At 58.6% G+C, this 18,172-nt stretch carries 15 protein-coding genes; 8 read left to right on the forward strand and 7 right to left on the reverse strand.

Annotation, left to right across the window (positions count from 1 at the left end; translation table 11 throughout):
- Nucleotides 1-5: 5 nt before the first annotated feature.
- From pcaH to KBY08_RS20695, 4 genes are all read right to left on the reverse strand, one after another.
- Entirely contained in the window at nt 6-725 is a 720-nt protein-coding gene (pcaH, locus tag KBY08_RS20680; RefSeq protein ID WP_003366939.1) for a protocatechuate 3,4-dioxygenase subunit beta, read from the reverse strand.
- 143 nt (nt 726-868) lie between these two features.
- On the reverse strand, nt 869-1,789 hold the full coding sequence (gene pcaQ / locus KBY08_RS20685) for a pca operon transcription factor PcaQ (protein WP_032653928.1): 921 nt from the start codon (nt 1,787-1,789) through the stop codon (nt 869-871).
- A 52-nt stretch (nt 1,790-1,841) separates the two neighbouring features.
- Nucleotides 1,842-2,084 (reverse strand): glutaredoxin family protein, encoded by a 243-nt coding sequence (locus KBY08_RS20690; RefSeq protein WP_004408502.1) that lies wholly within the window; start codon nt 2,082-2,084, stop codon nt 1,842-1,844.
- A gap of 57 nt (nt 2,085-2,141) precedes the next feature.
- Nucleotides 2,142-3,212 (reverse strand): acyltransferase family protein, encoded by a 1,071-nt coding sequence (locus tag KBY08_RS20695; RefSeq protein WP_024642883.1) that lies wholly within the window; start codon nt 3,210-3,212, stop codon nt 2,142-2,144.
- A gap of 247 nt (nt 3,213-3,459) precedes the next feature.
- Between KBY08_RS20695 and KBY08_RS20700 the strand changes: the two genes are divergently transcribed.
- From KBY08_RS20700 to KBY08_RS20730, 7 genes are all read left to right on the forward strand, one after another.
- On the forward strand, nt 3,460-3,774 hold the full coding sequence (locus KBY08_RS20700; RefSeq protein WP_003315618.1) for a DUF883 family protein: 315 nt from the start codon (nt 3,460-3,462) through the stop codon (nt 3,772-3,774).
- A gap of 4 nt (nt 3,775-3,778) precedes the next feature.
- Nucleotides 3,779-4,171, forward strand: a complete 393-nt coding sequence (locus KBY08_RS20705) for a phage holin family protein (protein WP_002553117.1) — start codon at nt 3,779-3,781, stop codon at nt 4,169-4,171.
- Entirely contained in the window at nt 4,168-4,524 is a 357-nt protein-coding gene (locus KBY08_RS20710) for a hypothetical protein (RefSeq protein WP_004408508.1), read from the forward strand. The genes KBY08_RS20705 and KBY08_RS20710 overlap by 4 nt, the downstream gene beginning before the upstream one ends.
- A gap of 179 nt (nt 4,525-4,703) precedes the next feature.
- Nucleotides 4,704-6,035, forward strand: coding sequence for a deoxyguanosinetriphosphate triphosphohydrolase (locus KBY08_RS20715; protein WP_057458264.1), 1,332 nt, complete (start codon nt 4,704-4,706; stop codon nt 6,033-6,035).
- Nucleotides 6,036-6,284: 249 nt separating this feature from the next.
- The gene (locus KBY08_RS20720) at nt 6,285-6,677 is read left to right on the forward strand and encodes a response regulator (RefSeq protein ID WP_004408512.1); all 393 of its coding nucleotides are present in this window, start codon (nt 6,285-6,287) and stop codon (nt 6,675-6,677) included.
- 357 nt (nt 6,678-7,034) lie between these two features.
- A complete protein-coding gene (locus tag KBY08_RS20725) occupies nt 7,035-7,661 on the forward strand; it encodes a response regulator transcription factor (RefSeq protein ID WP_004408514.1) in 627 nt (208 codons plus the stop codon).
- A gap of 8 nt (nt 7,662-7,669) precedes the next feature.
- The gene (locus tag KBY08_RS20730; RefSeq protein ID WP_080377163.1) at nt 7,670-11,290 is read left to right on the forward strand and encodes a transporter substrate-binding domain-containing protein; all 3,621 of its coding nucleotides are present in this window, start codon (nt 7,670-7,672) and stop codon (nt 11,288-11,290) included.
- Nucleotides 11,291-11,377: 87 nt separating this feature from the next.
- Here KBY08_RS20730 and KBY08_RS20735 read toward each other — a convergent pair whose 3' ends face one another.
- A complete protein-coding gene (locus tag KBY08_RS20735; protein WP_003346101.1) occupies nt 11,378-11,722 on the reverse strand; it encodes a YggL family protein in 345 nt (114 codons plus the stop codon).
- Between the two features lie 338 nt (nt 11,723-12,060).
- On the opposite strand from KBY08_RS20735, the gene dacB reads away from it, so the two are divergent.
- Entirely contained in the window at nt 12,061-13,527 is a 1,467-nt protein-coding gene (dacB, locus tag KBY08_RS20740; RefSeq protein WP_004408519.1) for a D-alanyl-D-alanine carboxypeptidase/D-alanyl-D-alanine-endopeptidase, read from the forward strand.
- 52 nt (nt 13,528-13,579) lie between these two features.
- On the opposite strand, the gene KBY08_RS20745 is transcribed toward dacB, so the two are convergent.
- Both KBY08_RS20745 and KBY08_RS20750 read right to left on the reverse strand, forming a co-directional pair.
- A complete protein-coding gene (locus KBY08_RS20745; RefSeq protein WP_111522705.1) occupies nt 13,580-15,970 on the reverse strand; it encodes a diguanylate cyclase in 2,391 nt (796 codons plus the stop codon).
- Between the two features lie 165 nt (nt 15,971-16,135).
- Nucleotides 16,136-17,755, reverse strand: coding sequence for a methyl-accepting chemotaxis protein (locus tag KBY08_RS20750; protein WP_111522706.1), 1,620 nt, complete (start codon nt 17,753-17,755; stop codon nt 16,136-16,138).
- Nucleotides 17,756-18,172 lie beyond the last annotated feature (417 nt).

Consider the following 18,172-nt stretch of genomic DNA (forward strand, 5'->3'; position numbering starts at 1 on the left):
CCTCCTCAGCAGTTTTCGAAGTGAGTCTTGCGCTGGCCGCGCAACACGATATCAAAGCGATACGCCAGGCAATCCATTGGATTGCCCATGCCCAGGTCGAGCCTGGCAATCAGGCTCTGCACGGCGTCCGGGTTGGCGATGGCCTTGACGATCGGGCAGATCGGAATCAGCGGATCGCCTTCGAAATACAACTGGGTGATCAGCCGTGTGGCAATCGACGGCCCGCTGATCGACACATGAATGTGTGCCGGGCGCCAGTCGTTGGGACCGTTGCGCCATGGGTAAGGCCCTGGCTTGACGGTACGGAAGCTGTAATTGCCTTCGCTGTCGGTCAACGCACGTCCGACGCCGCCGAAATTGGGATCGATGGGCGCCAGATAGGCATCGCGCTTGTGGCGATAACGCCCGCCGGCGTTGGCCTGCCAGATCTCCACCAGGGTATGCGGGATCGGCTTTCCATACTGATCGCAGACTCGCCCGGCCAGCAGAATACGCTCACCGATGGGCAGCCCACCGTTGTTGAAATTGAGCAGCAGGTCGTTATCGTGCTGGCCGAATTTCAAATGCGAGAAATCCGGGCCGGTGGTTTCGGAAATGGACTGCGGGATACTGACCAGCGCCTGGCGCGGCGAGCGCAGGATCGAGGTCTTGTAATCAGGTGTGAGCGCTTTTGGATGCCAGTTTCGGTCACGAATGACGAAGCGGCTGTTGTCCGCGGCAGACATGGCGTTCTCCTCTTTTTTTTCTTTCTTATGGGGCGCGCAGGCGTCGATCACATGCGCTACAGGCTGCGGCGAAGTGTCGCGCGATCCATGCTTATGGAGAACTGAAATAAACCCCATGATCCATAACCATTTGGTTATGGATGCTAGCCGTTGCGACAGGCCTCTCCAAGACTGCGCAGCTCGTCCACACACCACTGCGCTGCGCGCGTGAGTGGCAAGGCCGGGTTGCTGCACAAACCGACCGAGCCGCCCGGCTCACGAATACCCATGTCCAGTTCGACCAGCGTGCCACCTTTCAACTCCAGCGACACGGCATCCAGTGGCGCGATCCACACCGCATCGCTGCATTGCACATAGCGCCGACTGAGGGTAAGCGAGAGGGTTTCCAGGCGTTGCCGCGGCATGCGAATACCGCACTGCACGAACAGGCTGTCGGCAAACTTGCGGATGGTCGTGCCTGCCAGCGGCAACACCAGCGGGAATTGCTCCAGGCTTTCGGGCTTGAGCGGCGCAGCCAGCAGCGGGTGATCGCTGCGCACCACCAGTGTCATCGACTCGTTGTACAGGTGCTCGAACGTCAGGCCCTGAATCTGCGGGCTGTCAGTCATGCGCCCGACCACCAGATCCAGCTCCCCTACCCTCAATTGCGACAGCAGATAGGCACTGGGCCCGGTCATCACGCTGACGATCAGCGCCGGGTGCCGCTGGTGCAGGCGATGAACGACCTCAGGCACCAGCAGGCTTTCGGCCGTCGACAGCACGCCCAGCCGTGCAGTAACGGTATCATGTTCACCGGATCTCAGGCTGCTGACACCCTCGCGCAGGGCCTGAACGCTCGGCCCGGCAAAGCGCATGAACGCCACACCCGCTTCGGTAAGTGCCGCACCGCTCTTGCTGCGCACGAACAACGTGGTGTCGAGCAGGGTTTCCAGCTCTTTGAGACTTTTCGACAACGCAGGCTGACTGATCGCCAGAACGTCGGAGGCACGCGCCAGACTGCCCTGCCGGGCCACTTCGAGAAAGCAGACCAGATGGCGAAATTTGATGCGTGTATCGATATTCACTGCGCGTCGTGTCCGGTAAATGAAAGGGAATGCAGCTCAACGACAAAGCAGCTCAGCGACTCAGAAACGACGCCACTTGAGGCGCGTCAAATGGCCATTCCAGCTCATCACCGGTGTCGACTCGACGCAACACAGGAACGCGCAACTCGTAGCGTTCAAGCAGTTGCTCATCCTCGCAGATGTCGACCAGCTCAACCAGCAGGCCGTGCTCAATGGCAAACGGCAGTAAAACCGCTTCGGCAACCTCGCACAGCGGACATCCCAGGGTGCTGAACAGCTGGCATTCGGGGGGCATGAGTCAATCCTCGGCGAATCCTCGGTGAGCGGAAATTATTCTAGGTGCGCACCGGGATCACGTCGACACCCGGAAATGCGCCTTGCTGAACGCGTTGGCACGGTCCAGTACCGGTTTCTCGAAACAACGATAACCGACCCAGCCATAGCACACCGCCGCAGCCAGCATCAGCAACGCGAAAAACAGGTTGTCCAGATAGCTTTCGGGCCAGGCCCCCACCAGGCTCCAGACCCTGCCGATCACCCCCAGCACCAGCAGATGAGACAGATAGATCGTGTAGGACATATCGCCCACGGCAACCAGAAACCCGGGCACCAGCAGGTGTCGGCGTCGTTCGAGCAAGGCCAGCGTCAGGACCAGCACGCCGAACGAGCCCCCGACCATGAGCATGCGCAGCAGGCCCTGACTTTCATACAACCGGTAATAGCCGATCAGGGGCACCGCCGCCAACAGCGCGACACCGAGCAGTAACCAGACCGCAGCCGTCGGTACGCGGGCACTGTGGCGACCGTAAAAGAACAGGGCCAGCGCGGCGCCCAGCATGAACTCGAGGGCATAGGGATGCAGGATGATCTTCACTGCCGAGGAATAGTCCTGCCAGTCTGCCAGCGTATTGAACACCACGATGATCACGCCCCAGCCGCCGAGCAGAAACGGCAGACTGCGCTCGCGAAACAGCAGGAAGCCGGAGAACACCACGTAGAACCACAACTCGAACAGCAGCGACCAGGCGACCATCACCAGCAGCACCTTGTCGTTGGGCAACAACAGGAACGACATGATCAGGTTGGACGAGCCATGCCCGCTGTTGACCATGCCCGGCTGCACCAGATAAACCGCCAGGGTGATGAAAAAGTACAGCCAGTACGTGGGATAGATCCGCGATACTCGATTGAACAGAAAGCGCTGAGCCTCGATTGCGCTCTGAAAACGTTCACGGCTGACAATCACCATGACGAATCCGCTGATGACGAAAAACAGATCGACGCCCAGCTGAAAAAAATCGAGCCAGGGCGGCAGAAGGATATCGCCACCGGAAAACTTGCTCTCTACCGACATCATGTGAAACAACACAACGCCAAGGACCGCTACGCCCCTGAGCCCCTGCAGGGAATACAGCCGCTCCATGCCTCTCTCCATTCAACGGATGTCGCGCGCGCCAGGCCATCCCGTGGTCACGCGTGTGGAGCATAGCCAATGGCCAGAAATACGGAACCCCAATCTTCCAGTGCTTGCGGTTTTTCCTGGCAGATAGTTTTGGAGTAAGGTGCAGCGGCAGCGTAAAGCCTGATCGAACACGATACGGCAATCGAAGTGAACCTTCAGGAATCACCTGTACTCGAAACATTCATACGCCCACCAAACGGAGAACATCATGGCCCGCGAAACTGCACAGAATGCTCAGGAAATCCTGAGAGCCGACTTCCAGGTACTGGTTGCCGACACTGAGAAATTGCTGGCGCATACCGCCTCTCTGGCGGGTGATCAGGCCGATGAACTGCGCGCCCAGATCCGTGAAAGTCTGCTGCGTGCCAAGGAAACCCTGAAGACCACCGAAGACTCGCTGCGCGAGCGCGGCGAAGCCGCAGTGGTCGCCACCGAAGATTACGTTCAGAACAACCCCTGGCAGTCCGTCGGTATCGCCGCAGGTGTCGGCTTTCTGATCGGTCTGCTGGCTACAAGGCGCTAACATCATGACTCTGGGAACGGAATCAGCACCGCCCGAGGGAACTCCGGGCTCTTCACCGCGGCGCCTGGGCGCTGCATTCCTTGGCCTGTTGCACACTCACGTCGAGCTGTTCGGCATCGAATTGCAGGAACAGAAAGCGCGAACCGTCAGCCTGCTGCTGTTCGCCGGTCTGGCCCTGGTTTTCGGCCTGCTGCTGCTCACCGGGCTCTCGGCCTTGCTGCTGATCGTTCTGTGGGACAGCTATCGTCTGGCGGGCATCGTCGGCCTGTGTACGTTTTACCTGCTGGCCGCGATCTTCTGTGGATTGCGCCTCAAGGCAGCGATCTTCGACGAGTCCTCGCCTTTCCATGCGACCCTCGAAGAACTGGCCAATGACCGTGAGCGATTGATGCCATGAGTGAACCCAAGTCGCACCAGAGCAATACCCGTCGAGAACTGCGCAAGGCATTGATTCGCTTGCGCATGGAAATGCACCGCCAGGAAATTCGCCACGAATCGACGCAACTGATGCAGCCGTTGCAACGCTTTCGCGGCATCCGCCATGACTGGAAAAGCGCGCTGGGCTTTCGCCACGCGCCGCTCTGGGGCGTGGGCTCGGTTGCCCTGCTGGGCTTCCTGAGCGGTAAACGTGCCAAAACCGGACGTACCAGCCTGCTGGGACGCCTGTTGAAGCTGGGCATCACCTTGACGCCCCTGGTCAAGGTCGCCATGCAAGCACGCACCCTGCAGAATCGCAATCGCAAAGTCTGATTGCACCCTGCGTCTCGCGTGACCCAGGCTCGAATCTCCCGGCCTGAATGTAAATGCCTGCTCCGGTATTCCGGAGCAGGCATTTGTTTTTCTACGGGGCCTGATTTCATAAATGCGGCCCTTGCGGCAGGCGTGTCGAACCGGGAAGCTACGCCCCTATTATTGACGGAGTGAACGCATTGGATTGGCAAACACTGCTTAACCGCGAACGACTGGGCAAGACCCTGCACAGCCCCGAGGAACTGGGGCGCAGTCCGTTTCACAAGGACCATGACCGGATCATCTTTTCCGGGGCCTTCCGCCGCCTGGGACGCAAGACCCAGGTGCATCCGGTGTCCAGCAACGATCATATCCATACGCGCCTGACCCATTCGCTGGAAGTCAGTTGTGTCGGCCGCTCGCTGGGGATGCGCGTCGGCGAAACGCTGCGCTCTGCCCTGCCCGACTGGTGCGATCCGAGCGACCTGGGCATGGTCGTGCAGTCGGCCTGTCTGGCGCACGACATCGGCAATCCGCCGTTCGGTCACTCGGGCGAAGATGCGATTCGCAACTGGTTCAATCAGGCGGCCGGGCGTGGCTGGCTCGACGCGATGAGCGAGACCGAGCGCAATGACTTCCTCAATTTCGAAGGCAATGCCCAAGGGTTCCGGGTGCTGACGCAGCTGGAATACCACCAGTTCGACGGCGGCACCCGCCTGACCTACGCCACATTGGGCACTTACCTCAAATACCCGTGGACCGCCCGCCATGCGGACTCGCTGGGCTACAAGAAGCACAAGTTCGGCTGCTATCAGAGCGAACTGCCAATCCTTGAGCAGATCGCCGGCAAGCTGGGTTTGCCGCAGCTCGAAGATCAGCGCTGGGCGCGTCATCCGCTGGTTTATCTGATGGAAGCCGCCGACGACATCTGTTACGCCCTGATCGATCTGGAAGACGGTCTGGAGATGGACCTGCTCAATTACGCGGAAGTGGAATCGCTTTTGCTCGGGCTGGTCGGCGATGATCTGCCGGAAACCTACCGACAGTTGGGCCCGGGCGACTCACGACGGCGCAAACTGGCAATTCTGCGTGGCAAGGCTATCGAGCACTTGACCAACGCGGCCGCCAGAGCCTTCGTCGAGCAGCAGGACGCCTTGCTGGCCGGCACCCTGCCTGGAGACCTGGTCGAGCACATGCACGGTCCGGCCAAACGCTGTGTGCTCAACGCCAAGGACATGGCGCGCAAGAAAATCTTTCAGGACAAGCGCAAGACACTGCATGAAATCGGTGCCTACACCACGCTGGAAATCCTCCTCAACGCGTTCTGCGGCGCGGCCGTCGAACAGTTTGGCGGCAGGACACCCTCGTTCAAGCATCGACGCATCCTCGACTTGCTGGGTAACAGCGCGCCCGATCCCAAGGCACCGCTGCATGCCTCGTTCCTGCGCATGATCGATTTCATCGCCGGGATGACCGACAGCTACGCCAGCGAAATGGCCCGGGAAATGACCGGCCGCTCCGGACAGATATAGCTTCCATCGACCAGCCCGCTGCCTGAATGGATACAGGCAAAAGGCTGGTCAGACTGATTGCCTCGCAAAACTCAGACAGGCCCTACATGCATGTCAGACGGGTCCTATCGCAGCTTTTCTTGCATCCCTCAATAATTCCAGCCACTTCAACTGCCATCCGGCACATCATCCATCCGCCTGCGATACTCACGGGTCCGCACGCCGCCTGCCGATGCCTGAACGCTTCGCCAGGGCCTTTCCGGAACGCTCATGTCCACACATAGCCTGCGCATCCTTCTGGTGGAAGATCACCCGTTTCAACTGATCGCCACTCAGGTGCTGCTCAACAACCATGGCTACTTCCTGCTGACTCCCGTGCTGACGGCGGCCGAGGCCATGGCCGCCATGCAACGCAGCGCGGAACCCTACGGGCTTGTGCTGTGCGATCAGTGCCTGCCGGACATGTCAGGCCTCGACCTGATCGACGAGGCCGCCCGACACGGCTGGCTGCGCCAGGCCATTCTGCTCAGCGGCTTGCCTGATACACAGCTTGAAAACCTGCAGCAACTCGCCCTGCAGCGCGATCTCCCCCTGCTCGGTTGCCTGAGCAAACCCCTGCACGGGCCCGACCTCAGCCGCCTGCTGGGGAACCTCGTTGACTGACGTCGGCCAGCCGGCTTTATTCGGCTTCAAATATGCCGGGCAAAAACAGGTACATGCCAGACGCCGGCAAACTGGATTGATTAATTCGACGTTCAGACCCGTAGGAAATCATCAGTCAACATGAATGATGATTCCAGAAAGTAATAAACATTCGGGGCAGCACTCGCCAAACACACATTGAAATAAGCGTTAACGTTTAAACACACTTATGTTCTACGTAGGCTTTTACGTACTCCGATACGCTAATTTTTGTAGGACTTTTCCTATATATGCCTGCCGAGCAAGTCTCTTTATGTGCCTGCCCGAACATCTGAGCTAAGGTGCGCGCTTTCTTCACTGCTTGTTATGGAATGGAATATGAACTCAGTTTTTATCATCGACGACCATCCGGTCATCCGGATGGCGGTAAGAATGCTTCTGGAGAACGAAAATTATGAGGTGGTCGGCGAGACCGATAACGGTGTCGACGCCATGCAAATGGTGCGTGAGTGCATGCCCGACCTGATCATCCTCGACATCAGCATTCCCAAGCTCGACGGCCTCGAGGTGCTGGCCCGCTTCAATACGATGGGGCTGCCCTCCAAGATTCTGGTGCTGACGTCGCAGACCCCCAACCTGTTTGCCATTCGCTGCATGCAATCGGGCGCCTCGGGTTATGTGTGCAAACAGGAAGACCTCAGTGAACTGCTCAGTTCGGTGAAAGCGGTATTATCCGGCTACAATTACTTTCCCAGTCAGGCGTTGACGTGCGCAGTTCGTGAAGATGGCCAGACCGACGAGCTGGAGCTGTTCAAGTTGGTCAATGACCGTGAACTGATGGTATTGCAGTTATTTGCCCAGGGCCGTTCCAACAAGGAAATAGCCAAGGGCATGTTTCTCAGTAACAAAACCGTCAGTACTTACAAAACGCGGCTTATGCAAAAACTGAAAACCAGAACCTTGGTAGAACTTATCGAGATGGCAAAACGCAACGCGCTAGTGTGAGAAAACGGATGTCCAAGCGCTTCAGACAATTATTAATACTGGCCACAAGCCTGTGCATAGGCTGGGGTGCTGAGGCCGGTGTTCATGCGGCCGATCACTATACCCTGCTCGGTCGCTCGAGTCCGGCGCACATGGACGTGAAACTGGACAATAACCAGTGGCAGTGGGTGCGCGGGCAACGCGAACTGATTCTCGGCACCTCCAACCCTGATTACCCACCCTTCGATATCACGATGTCGGGTAACGATTACGAAGGCATCACTGCCGATTACGCAGGGATCATCTCGGATGCGCTGGACCTGCCGATCAGGGTTCAGCGTTTCGAAACCCGTGATGCTGCAATCAAGGCCCTCGGCGCAGGCCAGATCGATCTGCTGGGCACCGCAAACGGTTTTGAAGCAGTCGATCGCACCATCAGGCTTTCACAGCCCTACTCGGTGGACCAGCCCGTCCTGGTCACCCGGGTCGGAGACAACCGCCCCCTGAACGAGGGCCTGAAAGGCATGCGGCTGAGCATGGTCTATCACTACCTGCCGCCTGCCGAGGTCGAAGCGTCCTATCCCGGCGCGACACTGAAGACCTATCCCTCTTTTCAGAACGCCATCAATGCAGTCGCCTTCAATCAGGCGGATGTGTTCCTGGGCGATACGATTTCCACCCAATACATCATCAATAAGGGGTATCTGAACAACGTGCAGATGTCGAATTTCGGCAAGCACGAGCCCAACGGCTTCAGCTTCGCGGTCAGCAGTGAAAACCCGCAACTGCTGGGCATCATCAATCAGACGCTTAAGGCGATCCCGGTTGATGAACGCGTCAATATCTCCAGACGCTGGAGCACGGGCAGCGACTTGATGCTCACCGACCAGAAGCTGCAACTGACGCAACGCGAGGAGCGCTGGATCGCTCAGCACCCGACCGTGCGCGTAGTCGTCAACGAAGCGTATGCACCGCTGACATTCTTCGATGCCAAGGGCAACTTTCGCGGCATCACCGCAGACTTGCTCGAACTGGTACGTCTGCGTACCGGGCTCAGGTTCGACGTCAAACGCTCGCCCAGCCTGACCGACATGTTGAATCAGGTCAGCGAAGGCCAGGCAGACATGATCGGTGCGCTGGTGTCCAGTGATGCACGCGAGGACCGATTGAGCTTCACCCGTCCCTACATCGACAATTCGTTCGTGCTGGTCACCCGCAAGGAACCGGGCGCCCCCAGCTATCTGGAGCAGATGGACGGCAAGCGTCTGGCAATTACCCAGGGCAGCCCGGTGCTCGACTGGCTAAGCCGCAAATACCCCAGGGTGGTGCCGCTGGAAATCGACAACCCGTTCCAGGCGCTGGACATGTTGTCACTGGGCAGAGCGGAAGGTGCGGTCATCTCGCTGCTCAGCGCAGACTATTTCCTGTCGTCCGGGATCTTCGAGGAGCGTTTGCAGATGACCGCCACCGTCGGCGAGGATCCGGCGCTGATTTCCATGGCGACCTCACGCAACGCCATCGAGCTGAGCTCGATTCTCGACAAGGCGCTGGCGAGCATCGCGCCGCAGGATCTGGCAGCGATCAACAACCGCTGGCGCGTCTATACCCCTTCACGCGCCAACTGGCACGACTATGAACGGCTGATCTATCAGATTGTGGTGGGTGCAGGCCTGTTGCTGCTGGGCCTGCTGGCCTGGAATGCGTGGATGCGGCGGCAGATACGTCAGCGCGAAGCTGCGGAGCGGGCGCTGGGCGATCAGTTCGAATTCATGCGCGCCCTGGTCGAGGGTACGCCGCATCCGATCTATGTTCGGGATCGCGAAGGTATGCTGCGCATGTGCAATGACAGCTACCTCAGGGTGTTCTCCGCGAAACGGGAAGACATCATCGGCAAGAGCGCTACCGAAGGGGTACTGGGCAATGCCTTCGAAGCCCGGGAATACGCTGCCGACTATCAGCGGGTCATGGCCAGCAATACCGCGCTGATCCTCGACCGCCCTCTGCGCATTGGCGATCGACAGTTGACCATCTACCACTGGATCCTGCCATTTCGCGATTCTCTGGGCGAAGTACAGGGCATCATCGGTGGCTGGATCGACATCAGCGAGCGTCGCCAGCTCATCGAAGACTTGCAGGCTGCCAAGGAACAGGCCGACGCCGCCAGCCGGGCCAAGAGTACCTTCCTGGCCACCATGAGCCATGAAATCCGCACGCCCATGAATGCGGTGATCGGCATGCTGGAACTGGCGCTCAAACGTGCCGATCATGGCGAACTGGATCGCTCCGCCATCGAAGTCGCCTACAGTTCGGCCAATGACCTGCTGGACCTGATCGGCGACATCCTCGACATCGCCCGCATCGAATCCGGGCGGCTGTCACTCAACCCCGAGCGTGCGAATCTGCGTCGGCTGGTGGAGGCGGTGCTCCGGGTATTCGACGGTCTGGCGCGGCAGAAGGACCTCGAGCTGGTGCTCGAACTGGACAGCAGGATCAACGCCGACGTACTGATCGACCCGTTGCGCTTCAAACAGATACTGTCCAATCTGGTCAGCAACGCCATCAAGTTCACCCCGATGGGGCGGATCAAGGTCGTACTGCTGGCAGCCGAAAGTCCGGACCCGCAACTGCTGCATCTGCACATCACCGTTCAGGACAGCGGCATCGGCATCAGTGTCGAAGACCAGCAACGTTTGTTCGAGCCGTTCGCCCAGGCCGATAACACCGGACAAATGGCGCGTACCGGCGCCGGACTCGGGCTGGTGATCTGCCGCAGCCTGTGCATGATGATGGGCGGCAACCTTTCGCTCGACAGCACGCCAGGGCACGGCACCCGGATCAGCATGAACCTGGTGCTGACCACACTTGAACCGCTGACCGGGCAACCCGTCGTTGCGCAACCGGCAGCCGTCGTTCATCAGACCCTCAGAATCCTGATCGTCGACGATCATCCTGCCAATCGACTGCTGCTTTGCCAGCAACTGAGGTTTCTCGGCCATCACTGCGAAATGGCCGAAAACGGCGCGCAAGGGCTCGATCGCTGGAAAAACGATGCCTTCGATCTGGTCGTCGCCGATTGCAACATGCCGATCATGAACGGCTACGACATGACCGCTGCTATCCGCGAACAGGAGCGCGCCTGCGAGCGCCAACGCTGCCCTGTCTGGGGCTTCACGGCCAACGCGCAGCCTGACGAAATCGAGCGCTGCCGGGCGGCGGGCATGGACGATTGCCTGTTCAAACCCATCAGCCTCTCGATGCTCAGCGAACGGCTGACAGCCATTGCCCCGCTGGCGCCCGCACGTGCCCTGCCCTTCAGCCTCGACAGCGTCAGCAACCTGACCGGTGACCGTCCTGAAATGGTTGAACGCCTGCTCGCGCAACTGCTGCACAGCAACCACGAAGACCGGCTATTACTGGCCAGACTGATGCCGGAGAACAATCGCCAGAAAACCCGCGATCTGGCGCACAGGATCAAGGGCGCGGCACGGATCATCACAGCTTCAAGGGTGGTTGATGCCTGTGATGCGCTTGAACTGGCCTGCGAACCGGACACACCGGATGAGCAGTTCTACACCTGCCAGCAGACCGTCGAACTGGCCATGATCGAGCTTGAGGACGCGCTGATGCTGCAGCAGGCCAAGCCTGACTGAGCGTTAAAGACGGTATAGCGAGGGGGTGTACGAGGGGACGTGCGGGAACAGGCAAGGGAAGCAGGCGCTGGCCTGCTTCCCGTTACATCAGGCGGCCGGATTGATTTCCTTTTCCGGGTACCAGACGTCGATCAGCGGGCTGACAGTGACTTCTGTCAGTTCGCTGCGGCCCTTGAGCCAGGCTTCGACAGCAGCACGCTGCTCTTCGCTGACCGAGCCACGCTTGCTCAGGCAAACCAGACCGAAGTCGTCGCCGCCCACATAGCCAAGACCGTTGGCTTCCATTGCTTCTTTCAGGAAAGCGTCAAGGAAAGCATCGATTGCCTTGTCGTCCAGCTCTTGCTTGAAGTCCAGGTTCAGTTCAAAACCCAATTCCTGGAACTCGTCCACACACAGTTTTTTGCGCAGACGGCGGGAGCGGTTAGTGGCCATGGGACAATCCTCATCAGTAAATATCGGGCGGCACTTTACCAGCTTGGCGATTTAAAAGCCCGACAATTGCGGCGTGGAGTGGATATCCGGCCTTGCGACGGCCATGGATACCGAATCAATAAAAAATAGCATTTACCGGCTTGCCCCCCGGTCACAAGCCTGCCCCGCTTGGGGCATAATGCGGCTCGTATCATGCGTGGCATTCTGTGTTACAAAAAAAGCCCGCCGCGCATTCACTACTATAGTTATCGAAATCGAATCTACATTTGCAATAGTTACCGAGGGAATTCATCCATGCCCTCTTTTTCGTTTCCCTCTTTGCAGTAGGGTTTTAGTCAATGATCAAGTCGCTACGTCCATTGTTGCTCGCGTCACTCCTTTTGCCCCTGGCCCTACCCTCCTACGCTGCCGTCATCAACACCACGCTGCCCCCCAAGGTTCAACAGGCCCTGAAAGCCAGCAAACTCGGCGATGACGCACTCTCGCTGGTGATGCTGCCGCTCAACGGCCCAGGTACACCGACCGTGTTCAACGCCGACGTATCGGTCAATCCGGCGTCTACCATGAAGCTGATTACCACCTACGCGGCCCTTGAAATGCTCGGCCCGACCCACCAGTGGAAAACCGAATTCTTCACCGACGGCACCCTGAGCAACGGCGTGCTGCGCGGCAACCTGTACCTCAAGGGCGGCGGCGATCCCAAGCTGAATATGGAAAAGCTCTGGCTGCTGATGCGTGACCTGCGCGCCAATGGTGTACAGCAGGTGACCGGCGATCTGGTTCTGGACCGCAGTCATTTTGTGCAACCGCAATTGCCGGTGTTCAACGATGACGGCAATGACGACAACAAGCCGTTTCTGGTCAAGCCCGACGCGCTGATGGTCAACCTCAAGGCGCTACGCTTCGTGACCCGCAATGATGACGGCAGGATTCTAGTCTCGGTCGAGCCGCCGATTGCCAGCATTCGCATTGATAATCAGGTCAAGGCAAGCGCCTCGAAACAATGCACCGGGGATGTGCGCTACAACCCGGTCACCCAGGCGGATGGCAGCGTCAACGTGACGGTCACCGGCCAGCTGGGCAATGGCTGCAACTCACAGACCTACCTGTCACTGCTGGACCACCCTACCTATGCGGCCGGCGCAGTGCGAGCCATCTGGCAGGAACTGGGCGGTACCATTCAAGGCAAAGATCGCGTTGGCGTGCTGCCCGGCAATGCCAAGCTGTTGGCCAAGGCCTTTTCTCCGGACCTGGTGGAAGTCATTCGTGACATCAACAAATTCAGCAACAACACCATGGCTCAGCAACTGTTCCTGAGCCTGGGCGAAGAGTTCCGCAACGAAGCTGACGGTGACGACGGCAAGGCCGCCCAGCGTGTCATCCGTCAATGGCTGGCGAAGAAAGGCATCACTGCGCCGCATTTGGTCATGGAGAATGGCTCCGGGCTGTCGCGGGCCGAGCGTGTCAGTGCGCGCGAGATGGCGGTGATCCTGCAAGCGGCCTGGCGCAGCCCCTATGCTGCGGAATTCATGAGCTCGATGCCGCTGGCCGGTCTCGACGGCACCATGCGCAAGCGACTCAAGCGCACCCCGCTGCTGGGCGAAGCGCATATCAAGACCGGCACCCTGAATACCGTACGCGCGATTGCCGGCTTCAGCCGCGACAGCAACGGCAACACCTGGGCCGTCGTGGCGATCCTCAACGACCCGCGTCCGTTCGGCGCATCCTCGATACTCGACGAAGTACTGGTCGATCTGTACCGGCAGCCCAAGCTGACCAACACCACGGTCTCGATCCAGCAATAACCAACCGATACCGGCCATTGGCAGACCCGCTATCGCAGCGGGCCTGTCTGCATCAACCCTGCTCGGGCTCGACCCGGTCGCGACCGGCCTGTTTGGCGGCGTAGACGCCCGAGTCGGCGCGCAGCAACATCTCGTCGATCCCCTCACCCTCTCGCCAGCTGGCGATCCCGAAGCTGCCTGTGACCACTTGGTCGACGCCTTCGATAGCCTGATTGCGCAGTTCCTCGCGCAGGCTCAGTGCCAGTTGATAGGCCTGGGCACCCCGTGTTCCCGGACAGATCACCATAAACTCTTCGCCACCCAGACGGCAGAACACATCGTCGCTGCGCAGCCGCTGGCTGATCTTTTCCGAGATGGCCTTGAGCACCTGATCGCCTGCGGCATGCCCGAAGCGGTCATTGATCCGCTTGAAGTGATCGATATCGAGCATGATGATCGACAGGTTACCGCCGTGCCGGTCGATTCTTTTCAGCTCGGCCTGCATCCGGTCCTGAAAGTAGCGACGATTATAGGCGCCGGTCAGCACGTCGGTGACCGACAGCGCACGCAACTCCTGCTCGACGCGTTTGAGGTCGGTGATATCGGACACAAAGCCATGCCACAGCACGCTGCCATCGCTCAGGCGCTCAGGCGTTGAGGCCGAGCGTAACCAGCGCTGCCCCTTGCGTGGCAGATTGACGCGGTACTCCTGGCTCCACGGTGTCAGGTGTGTGGCGCTGATCAGAATGGAGCTTCTGACCCGTGCCAGGTCCAGCGGCTGTATGCGTTGCAGGATAGTTTCGGAATCGCCCAGCAACTGCTCTTCGTCCACCTCGAACAGCTCGCACATGCCGGCGCTGGCGTACCTGAAACATGCGCTGCCATCGACGGCCAGGTGGTACTGGTAAATGCCGCCAGGCACTTGCGAGCCGAGCTTTTTCAACAACTGTCCCTGCTCGGCAAGGGCCTGGTTGACGCGCTTGTGCTCGGTGACGTCGATGCATACCGCCAGATACCCGGTCCACAGCCCCTGATCGTCACGCACCGCAGTGACCAGCATGTTCACCACCAGCGTGCTGCCATCGCTGCGCTGCAGGGTCCACTCCTGCGAAGGGTGATTACCATCCTGCACAGCATCGAGAAACATCAGCTGCGAGGCGCTGATGGGTTGCCCGCGGCTCTTGCTCATGCGGCTCGCGCGGGCCTCCAGATCGGCAGACTGATAAAAGTCCATCAGCCGGAACCTGCCCAGCACATCCTCTTGCGCATAGCCGAGCATTTTCTGTGCTCCGACGTTGAACGTCTTGATCAGCCCGTCCAGATCGGTGGCGATGATCGCCACTTCGGTCGCCGCGTCCAGCACACTGCGCAACTGCCCATGCGCGGCCCTCAATTGGTGCTCGCGCTGGCGCAGCTCGCGGGTGCGCTGCGCCACCCGTTGCAAGGCGCGCTGACGCTGGCTGATCAGACTGTAGAGCAAGGCGCTGAGCATCAGGCTCAAAAGCCCTCCAAGCCACAACACCCGGCCGGGCATCATGATCTGGTTGTTCAGGCTGAAAATCTGCGTAGGGCGAACCTCGACCAGATAATCCCTGTCACCCAGGTTCAGCAGGCTGCTGGCATACAACTGATTGTGTATCGCAGGGAGCGGCGACTGATAAACCTGCTCGGGCTTTTCCGGCGAACTGAGGTCGAGCATGGTCACGGCAAGATTGTCCTGCTCTGCCGTGCGCACATTCATCAATTGCGTCAGGCTGATCACGGCGGTGACATAGCCCCGCAACTGTGGAACCGGCTGGCCAGTCGAGAACACCGGCGCGACCAGCAGAATGCCATACGTGTCCGACGGCTCCAGGGAAAGCAGGCGGATACGAGGCGTTGCGACGGTTCGTTTCAGCAACCGCGCACGCTCCAGCGCGGCACGGCGTACCGGCTCCGAGGCGATATCGAACCCTGCTGGCGTCGGAATGTCACTGAGCGTCTGGATGAATCGAACCGGGAAATACTCATTTCGCACGGCGGCGGCTTTCAAGGCGCCGTTTTCATCCATTTCGCTTATGGCATACGCGGCTGAGCCTTCCTCACGCAACTGTCTTTCAAAAGCCGTCCGTTCGGCCTGCGACACTCTAGGGTTCCAGGCATACGCCTGGGTACCAATCAGTAACGGCGCGACAAAGCCGTTGAATTCGGACAGTTCAACCTGATGGGAGTAGATAAAGAAGCGAGCGAGGGTGTCGAGCCGGGTAGTCTGCCGGTCCAGACGCTCCTGCAGGCGACTGAAGCGCTCCGCGGCAACAGTATCGAAACGCTGACGCAACTGGCGCTGATACAACTCGTTGTCGGCCAGCGCCAGCATGATCGTAAGTGCCACACCGACCAGCAATGCCACGACAGCGATAAGCCACGCTGAAAGCTGGCCATTGATGAAACTCAGAACTCTGAGCTTGAACCGTTTCACTGTCATACACACAAACTCATGACGCCAACATACGGAAGCGTCAGGCTGGCTATGACTTCTGTTATAGCTATTCGCCAATAATTTTCATAGGCTTATGCCTGTTTCAGGACGATCCGTTGGTCTGTCCGCAAGCTTGAAGACATGGCCTCGCCTTGCGGACAGCCAATCAAGTTACATCTTGAATCGTGTAACGACGCCATTCATTTCAATGGCCAGTCTCGACAGTTCGCCACTGGCAAGGGAAGTCTGATTGGCGCCCTCGGTACTCTGCACGGACAGGTCGCGAATACTGATCAGATTGTGGTCGATGGAACGAGCCACCTGCGCCTGCTCTTCGGAAGCTGTGGCGATCAGCGTGTTCATGTCATTGATTTCTTCGATACGCCGGGCAATATCGTCAAGCGCTGCACCGGCCTCATGTGCAACCCCCAGAGTATCCTGCGCGCCCATGCAACTTTCCTGCATCGACCGGGTGGCTTGTTCGGAGCCCTCTAGAACGGCGCCGATCATTTGCTCGATTTCCTGGGTGGACTGCTGGGTGCGATGCGCCAGTGCCCGGACCTCATCCGCCACCACCGCAAAACCGCGCCCCTGCTCGCCGGCACGAGCGGCTTCAATAGCGGCGTTGAGAGCAAGCAGGTTGGTTTGCTCGGCGATGGTACGAATCACCGCGAGGACTTTGCTGATGTCGTTGGATTGTCCGGCCAGACGCTGCACGTCAGCACTGGTGGCAAGCACCGTGGCGCTCAGTTTTTCGATCGCGGTGACGGTACTGGCCACTCGCTCAGCCCCGCGCACGGTGGAGGCGTTGGATTCTTTCGCTGCGTCAGACGCAGCTGCTGCGTTGCGTGCGACCTCATCGACCGCTGCGGTCATTTCGTTGACCGCCGTGGCGGCCTGCTCGATCTCCTGATTCTGACGCCCCAACCCGGTGCTGGACTGCACGGTGATGGAGTTCATTTCTTCGGCAGCGGAAGCCAGTTGCTGTGACGAGTTGCCGATCAGGCCAATGGTTTGTCGCAGGTTCTTCTGCATGGCCAGTGTCGCGCGTTGCAGTTCGGAAAACTCATCGTCACCGGTGACCGGAATATCACCACGAAGATCACCGCTGGCAATACGCTCATTGACCGACAACAATGATTTCAAAGGCGTGACAATACTGCGCGTCAACAGAATCGCGAGAAATATGGTAATAATCAATGACACTATAATAATAACCACTGTGAACATAAAACCACTTTCATAGGCGGCTTCTGCACGCACACTCAGTTGATCGGCCTGATCAATATTCATCTGCACCAACGCATCGATGGCGGTCTGCAACTCACCGGTGACGGGCACTATATTGGTGTCGGTAAACGTCACCGCATCAGCGTTGGCACCTTTCTGAATCAATTCGAGCACCGTATGCAGAAGTGACGCAAACTTCTGGGCGGACGCAGTGACGGTTTGATAGAGACTTGCCTCATCGGCAGCGCTTGCCAGCGGCGCATATGCAGCAGATTGTTTGAGCATGTCTTCTCGCGCAGCTTTCAATCGAGTCACGGTAATTGTCTGAGCCTGCGGGTCAGTCTGTGCAATCAATCGCCGGGCATCCAGTCGCAAACGCAGCGTGGCGCTGCTTATTTTGTTAGCCTGTATGATGCTGGCCATCGCGTCCTTTTCCAGCGATTCCATGCTGGCCCGTAACTCGCCCATTTTCCATAGCGCGATCCCTCCCAGCGCGATGAGCAGGCAGGTGATCAGCATAAAGCTCATCCCGGCACGAACAGCGACCTTGACGTTTCTCATCTTGTTACCTTCGGAGGTGGGTACGGCGTGGACAATCTCGGAACACAGTCGATACCTTCAGTCGCCCGATTGAACAGGGACGTCACTCAAGAGGTCGACAATTGAAATTCGATATACCGCTTTCCCGAGGAAATCATATCGGGAATAAAAGTGCACAATCCGAGGAAACGAAAACAGACAAGAGATGCAATAAGACAGCAATTGCATAACCGTAGGATTACGATCTAAATACTAACAACTAAAAGTGTATAGCCATCTGATATCACGAGTATAACACCGCGCAACTCCGTGCAATGCAAAAGCTTCAGCCTTTGTGAAATAATTTTCATCAAAGTCCATACGCTCAGGCTTTTCACATCAACTTATTGATTAATATGCCGTTTATACGCAACCACAAATCGGGCATTTGCCCAGGGC

The organism is Pseudomonas sp. P135 (assembly GCF_020312125.1).
GTDB classification, from domain to species: Bacteria; Pseudomonadota; Gammaproteobacteria; order Pseudomonadales; family Pseudomonadaceae; genus Aquipseudomonas; species Aquipseudomonas fragariae.

Excerpts from the sequence above, each read along its gene's own strand:
- KBY08_RS20710 (WP_004408508.1), top strand. The coding sequence starts at position 4,168 with ATGAGTGAACCCAAGTCGCACCAGAGCAATACCCGTCGAGAACTGCGC.
- KBY08_RS20735 (WP_003346101.1), bottom strand. The coding sequence starts at position 11,722 with ATGGCCACTAACCGCTCCCGCCGTCTGCGCAAAAAACTGTGTGTGGAC.
- dacB (WP_004408519.1), top strand. The coding sequence starts at position 12,061 with ATGATCAAGTCGCTACGTCCATTGTTGCTCGCGTCACTCCTTTTGCCC.
- KBY08_RS20745 (WP_111522705.1), bottom strand. The coding sequence starts at position 15,970 with ATGACAGTGAAACGGTTCAAGCTCAGAGTTCTGAGTTTCATCAATGGC.
- KBY08_RS20750 (WP_111522706.1), bottom strand. The coding sequence starts at position 17,755 with ATGAGAAACGTCAAGGTCGCTGTTCGTGCCGGGATGAGCTTTATGCTG.
- KBY08_RS20720 (WP_004408512.1), top strand. The coding sequence starts at position 6,285 with ATGTCCACACATAGCCTGCGCATCCTTCTGGTGGAAGATCACCCGTTT.
- KBY08_RS20730 (WP_080377163.1), top strand. The coding sequence starts at position 7,670 with ATGTCCAAGCGCTTCAGACAATTATTAATACTGGCCACAAGCCTGTGC.
- KBY08_RS20690 (WP_004408502.1), bottom strand. The coding sequence starts at position 2,084 with ATGCCCCCCGAATGCCAGCTGTTCAGCACCCTGGGATGTCCGCTGTGC.
- KBY08_RS20725 (WP_004408514.1), top strand. The coding sequence starts at position 7,035 with ATGAACTCAGTTTTTATCATCGACGACCATCCGGTCATCCGGATGGCG.
- KBY08_RS20700 (WP_003315618.1), top strand. The coding sequence starts at position 3,460 with ATGGCCCGCGAAACTGCACAGAATGCTCAGGAAATCCTGAGAGCCGAC.
- KBY08_RS20695 (WP_024642883.1), bottom strand. The coding sequence starts at position 3,212 with ATGGAGCGGCTGTATTCCCTGCAGGGGCTCAGGGGCGTAGCGGTCCTT.
- KBY08_RS20705 (WP_002553117.1), top strand. The coding sequence starts at position 3,779 with ATGACTCTGGGAACGGAATCAGCACCGCCCGAGGGAACTCCGGGCTCT.
- pcaH (WP_003366939.1), bottom strand. The coding sequence starts at position 725 with ATGTCTGCCGCGGACAACAGCCGCTTCGTCATTCGTGACCGAAACTGG.